Consider the following 5,796-nt stretch of genomic DNA (forward strand, 5'->3'; position numbering starts at 1 on the left):
AGAGCGTCCGCCAGTAGGTCATCGGATGCGGGGGCTGTGGGGGCGTGTGTCCCAGCGGTGGGTGAACCATGCTCGTCGTATCAGGCTGCGGATGGTGACGATGGCCGTAGCCAGGGCGATGTAGAACTCGACGCACGCCCGGCGGCGCTCGGTGCAGCGGCGGAGCTTGCCGAAGTTGTTCAGCCACGAGTTCGTTCTCTCCACCACCCAGCGGCCGTCCGCCTGGATCGGGGTCTGCTGGCCGCGTTTGGCGATCCGCGGAGCGATCTGGCGTTCTGTCAGGTCCTCGTAGACGATGCGGTAGTCGTATCCGGCGTCCAGGCTGAGGCTGGGGTGCTCGGGCAGCGGGCCGAGTTCCTTGCCAAGGTCGCGGTACTGGTCGAGGGTCGTCGGAAGGAGCGTGTGGTCGCGGATGTTGGCCGGGGCCGGGTGAGTGACCAGCGGGATGCCGTAGGCCTCGGTCAACTGCGAGCGTTTGACGCCTTGTTTGGCACGGTCAACCGGGCTCCTGCCGGCGCATTCGCCTCCGGACGGTGCCTTGGTCTGGCAGCCGTCGGCAGCCAGATGCTCCAGCTCCAAGCCGACCATGCGGTCGTAAGCGGCCAGAGCCGCCAGGCGCAGGACCTCGCCCATCCCCAGGGCGATCCAGTGGTCCCGGCGGCGTCGGATCGTGGTGGCTGAGCAGGCCTGGTCCGCCACGCGCTCGTAGCCCATGCCGGACACCAGGACCAGGATGAGCCTGTCGAAGACCAGCGCGTCGGGGATGCGCGGGTTGTGGCAGCCCAGCGGGTGGTCGTCCCGGTGTTCCGGCAGCAGCGCGAGGAACTCCTTGCGCAGCGGATCCAGGATGCAGGCAGGAACGACAGGCACGAGCCCTCCCCGAACACGCGGACGTCACAGCGCCGCGCCCGGGCGGTTCAGCGCAGCGCGCCGGCCCTGGTGTGCAGTTCGGCCCGGTCGGCGGCGGCCGTGCCGTGGGCCCACCCCTCGCGGTCGTTGGCGTATGCCGAACCGTGACTGTACGACAGCTCGCCGAACAGCTCGTCCACCTGGTCGTCCACGGCTTCGGCCCGCGAGGCCAGCACCGGCAGCAGCCCTGCCGTCCGGCCGACTTTTCCGGCCGCCTTCACCGCCTGCTCGGCGACCCGCCCGAGCCGCTCCTCGATCCTGGCGGCGTAGGCCACCAGGAACGACTGCCTGAAGGACCGGGTGCGCGAGCTACCGTCCCCACGCTTGCGCGCGCCCGCCGCCTGCAGCGCCGCCTGGGCCTGGACCAGCAGCGAGGTGAACAGCAACTCGACCGCCTCCACATCGGAGGCGAAGCCGACCACCGTGGAGAACCCCAGGTTCCTCGACCACACCGTGCGACAGCGGTTCGCCTCCGCCACCGCCTGCAGCAGCACCACCTTCGGCTCCTCATACGGGGCATCCACCGCCACCCGCACCCCGCCCGGCGTCTGCCGCTCACCCCGCTCCACCGCCAGCAGCGCCATGTCGATGCTGTGCTGGGACATCAACTGCTGCGCCTTGGCCGTCAGCGCTTCCGCCTCCTCGGGGAAAGAGGTCGACTCGGCCTTCGCGAGCAGTGCCCGAATCTTGCCCAGCAGCGAAGACTCCACCCCGCCGGCCTCGACCATCCCAGCGCTGCCGGTCTCACAGGGCACCGGCATCAGCCGCGGCACCTCGGGAAGCCGGCTCAGCAGTTCGAACAGTTCAACGACGGCCCGTCCCAGCACCACCGGATCGCTCTTCTCCCGCGCGGCCGCACCGTCGACGTAGGCGTCGTCGTCACCCCACCACGCCGTAGCCGATGCCTCCGCAAGCTGCTCGGCCCAGCGATTGGGCAACCGCCTCGCCGGATACTCGCGGTGCTCCGCGGCGACCAGATCGGCGGCGATCCGCGCGTGCCGCACGGCCAGCTCCCGGCGTGCGACACGCACCACATCCATTGGCTGCCAGCCACGGTGCCACAGATCGTGCACCACCACTCCACCCACCTGGAGCACCGCACGGCCGATACCGCGCCGGGCGAACAGCGCAGCGGCTCGCTCAAGCGCCGCTGCGCGACGCCCGGCGTCTCCAGCCGGCACAGCACACAACCGTGCCATCGCCTCATCCAGGAGATCCGCGACAGTCCGCGCACCACCCGGCCGAGGAACGGGCCCGCCACTACCCAGGCAGAACGGATCACCGCACTCGCAGGAAGCGAACCCGAAAGCCGCCCCTTGCCCCGCCCCGCTCCGCCCTCTCGCGTCCCGCTGCTTCTTCTTGGCCCGCCGACGCTCCTGGTTGCGCTTACCCAACCCAGTTCCCCAAGCCCTCTATCGCTGTCCCACTGCCGATACCGAGCGTAGCGGCAAACCGGAGCACACCACCTGCCGACAACGGAACAGAGCACCAGCGCGAGCGATCACCGGACCTACTGGCGGACGCTCTAAGGACACCGGTATGAACGAGCTGGACGAGCCCGCCGACTTCAAGGTCTTCGAGGAACTGGAGTCGGAGGTACGCCTGTACTGCCGGAAGTTCCCCGTCGTCTTCCATCGGGCCAAGGGTGCCGAGTTGTACGCCGAGGACGGGCGGACGTTCCTCGACTTCTTCTGTGGCGCGGGCACGCTCAACTACGGGCACAACAACGACTTCGTGAAGACCCGGCTGGCCGAGTACCTCGCCGCCGACGGCATCACGCACGGGCTCGACATGTTCACCGTCGCCAAGCGCGAGTTCCTGGCCACCTTCGCGGACGTGGTGCTGCGCCCGCGCGGGCTGGACTACAAGATGCAGTTCGTCGGGCCCACCGGCACCGACGCCGTGGAGGCGGCGCTCAAGCTGGCCCGCAAGGCGACCGGCCGCTCCGGCGTGATCGCGTTCACCGGCGCGTACCACGGCATGTCGCGCGGCTCGCTCGCGGTGACCGGCAGCCGGCGGGCCCGCCGGGCCGGCGGCGTGAGCGGCGGCGACGTCACCTTCGTGCCGTACGAGGACGGCCCGAGCGGCTCGTTCGACTCGATCGGGTACATCGAGCGGCTGCTCGGCGACCCGTCCTCGGGCGTCGAGCTGCCGGCCGCGGTGATCGTCGAGCCGATGCAGATGGAGGGCGGCGTCTACCCGGCGAGCGCCGACTGGCTGCGCCGGCTGCGCGCGGTGACCCGGCGCCACGGGGTGCTGCTGATCCTCGACGAGATCCAGTCGGGCTGCGGCCGGACCGGGACGTTCTTCTGCTTCGAGGAGTCCGGGATCATCCCGGACATCGTGACCCTCTCCAAGTCGATCGGCGGCTACGGCCTGCCGCTCTCGCTCACGCTGTTCCGGCGCGAGCTGGACGTCTGGGAGCCGGGCGAGCACACCGGCACGTTCCGCGGCAACCAGCTCGGCTTCGTCGCCGCGACCGCGGCGTGCGAGCTGTGGCAGCAGCAGTCGTTCCACGACGGGCTCGCCGCGGCGGCCGGCCGGCTCGGCGGCTTCCGCGCCGAACTCGCCGATCTGGACCCGGCGCTGGCGACCCGTGGCCGCGGCATGGCGCTCGGCATCGACACTGCGGCGGCCGGCGGCCCGGAGCGCGCCGACCGGATCCAGCGGTACGCCTTCGAGCACGGCCTGATCGTCGAACTCTGCGGCCGGCACGACGAGGTGGTCAAGCTGCTCCCTCCGCTGACCATCGACACCGACCGGCTCGACCGCGGCCTCGACGTGCTGCGCCAGGCGATCCAGGCGGGCTGATCCCGACGGGCTGGCCCCGACGGACTTATGCCGGCGGGCCGACCCGCCGGCCCCGGCGCCGTGCACCGCGACGCACCGTCGCGGCCCAGCACCGTGCCCACAGAACCGCGCCACAGAACCGGACGACCGAGGAGGATCCGATGCCCCACCCGTCACGCCGCCACCTGATCTCCATCGACGACCTCGCATTCGAGGACATGCACCGGATCGCGCAGCGAGGCGCCGACTACGCCGCCGGCCGCTGCGAGGACGCGCGCCCACTGCGCGAGGCCGTCGTCGGTGTGCTGTTCCGCAAGACCTCCACCCGGACCCGGACGGCCTTCTCGGCCGGCGCGCTGCGCCTCGGCGGCCAGGTGATCAGCTACGGCCCGGCGGACCTCCAGGAGAACACCGGCGAGACGGTCGCCGACACCGCCGCGGTGCTGTCCCGGATGATCGACGTGCTGGTGGCCCGGACGGCCGGCAGTGAGGACGAACTGCGCGCCTACGCGGCCCAGCAGCGGATGGCCGTGATCAACGCGATGAGCGCCGCCGAGCACCCGACCCAGGCGCTCGCCGACCTCACCACGCTGCTCGGGCGGTTCGGGCGGATCGACGGCCTGCGGGTGCTCTACGTCGGCGAGGGCAACAACACCGCCTCGGCGCTCACCCTCGCGCTCTCCCGCTACCCCGGCACGCACCTCGAACTGCGCACGCCGCCCGGCTACGGAGTCGAGCAGCGCTATCTCGACCGGGCCGCGGTGTACGCGAAGGGCAGCGGTGCGACGGTCGAACAGCGGCACCACATGGACGCGTTGCCGGCGGCCGACGTCGTCTACACGACCCGCTGGCAGACCACCGGGACGGCCAAGGCGGACCCCGACTGGCGCACCGTCTTCGCGCCGTTCCAGGTGGACGCGGCGGTGCTGGCCGCCGCCGGACCCGGCGCGCTGTTCATGCACGACCTGCCCGCGCACCGCGGTGACGAGGTGACCGCCGAGGTGCTGGACGGCCCGGCGAGCATCGCGTTCGAGCAGGCCGAGAACAAGTACCACAGTGCGCGCGCGGTGCTGGAGTGGTGCGCCACCGGCACGGTCGGATCGGCCGACTCTGCCGGATCGGCCGACGCGGTCGGGGGGTCCGAGGGTGTCTGAGACCGAGGCTTCCGAGACCGCGCCCGAGACCATTCTGCTGCCCGGCGGCGGCTGGCGGCTGTGGCGTCACTTCGCGTTGCGGGGGCCGGGGTTCCCGGCGGAGGGTGTGCTGCGTCTGGCCCCCGAAGGCCTCGCCGCCACCGCCGACACCTTCACCCCCCACACACCCCTCACCGGCGACACCTGGACCACCTTCGAAAACACCTACGCCCAAGCCGCCGTCCACACCGCCCACCACCTCCAGACCATCGCCACCACCCCCACCTTCCGCGCAGCCCTCGCCTGGCAAAACCGCGCCATCCTCCACACCGCCATCACCCCCTTCCTCAACTGGACCCCCACCACCACCAACCGCACCAGCATGCCCCGCCAACGCGAAGAACTCATCGCCCACTACTGGCAACGCTTCTGCGTCAAAAACGACACCATCGGCTTCTTCGGACCCGTCGGCTGGGGCCAACTCAACCCCCGACAAACCGGCATCACCATCAACCCCGGCCACCACCTCACCAAACAAACCAACATCTACTTCTCCAGCTGGTCCATCGACACCCTCGCCAAAACCATCGACACCAACCCCCACATCCACCCCCACACCACCCCCCGCCGCATCCCCTACCTCCACCTCACCCCCACCACCGCCACCCTCCCCGGCCGCCCACCCCAACCCATCACCCCCCACCAACACCACATCCTCACCCTCTGCACCGGACAACACACCGCCCAAACCATCCAACAACTCACCCCCCAAACCCACCCCGACCACACCCTCCAAACCCTCAACGACCTCCACAAAAAACGCTGGATCACCTGGCGCCTCGAAACCCCCGCCACCACCCACCCCGAACACCACCTCCGCACCACCCTCCACCACATCACCGACCCCCACCTCCAACACCAAGCACTCACCAAACTCAACACCCTCGAAACCGCCCGCACCCGC

The 5,796-nt window shown here is 70.5% G+C and carries 5 protein-coding genes; 3 read left to right on the forward strand and 2 right to left on the reverse strand.

All coding sequences use genetic code 11. The annotated features are described in order from the left end of the window. Positions 1 to 18: 18 nt before the first annotated feature. Positions 19 to 870 carry an IS5 family transposase gene (locus AC060L_RS37170; protein ID WP_483799146.1) on the reverse strand — a complete coding sequence of 284 codons (852 nt, stop codon included), beginning with the start codon at positions 868 to 870 and terminating at the stop codon, positions 19 to 21. Between the two features lie 47 nt (positions 871 to 917). Next, on the reverse strand, positions 918 to 1,949 hold the full coding sequence (locus AC060L_RS37175; protein ID WP_483799145.1) for a DUF2786 domain-containing protein: 1,032 nt from the start codon (positions 1,947 to 1,949) through the stop codon (positions 918 to 920). A gap of 499 nt (positions 1,950 to 2,448) precedes the next feature. Here AC060L_RS37175 and ectB point away from each other — a divergent pair, with 499 nt between their 5' ends. From ectB to AC060L_RS37190, 3 genes are all read left to right on the forward strand, one after another. Further along, positions 2,449 to 3,720 carry a diaminobutyrate--2-oxoglutarate transaminase gene (ectB, locus tag AC060L_RS37180; protein ID WP_483803417.1) on the forward strand — a complete coding sequence of 424 codons (1,272 nt, stop codon included), beginning with the start codon at positions 2,449 to 2,451 and terminating at the stop codon, positions 3,718 to 3,720. A gap of 140 nt (positions 3,721 to 3,860) precedes the next feature. Beyond that, on the forward strand, positions 3,861 to 4,853 hold the full coding sequence (locus AC060L_RS37185; RefSeq protein ID WP_483803418.1) for an ornithine carbamoyltransferase: 993 nt from the start codon (positions 3,861 to 3,863) through the stop codon (positions 4,851 to 4,853). Continuing rightward, on the forward strand, positions 4,846 to 5,796 hold a 951-nt coding region (locus AC060L_RS37190), incomplete at its 3' end, for a lantibiotic dehydratase (RefSeq protein WP_483803419.1). The genes AC060L_RS37185 and AC060L_RS37190, both read left to right, overlap by 8 nt.

Source organism: Kitasatospora sp. NEAU-69, from assembly GCF_057158765.1.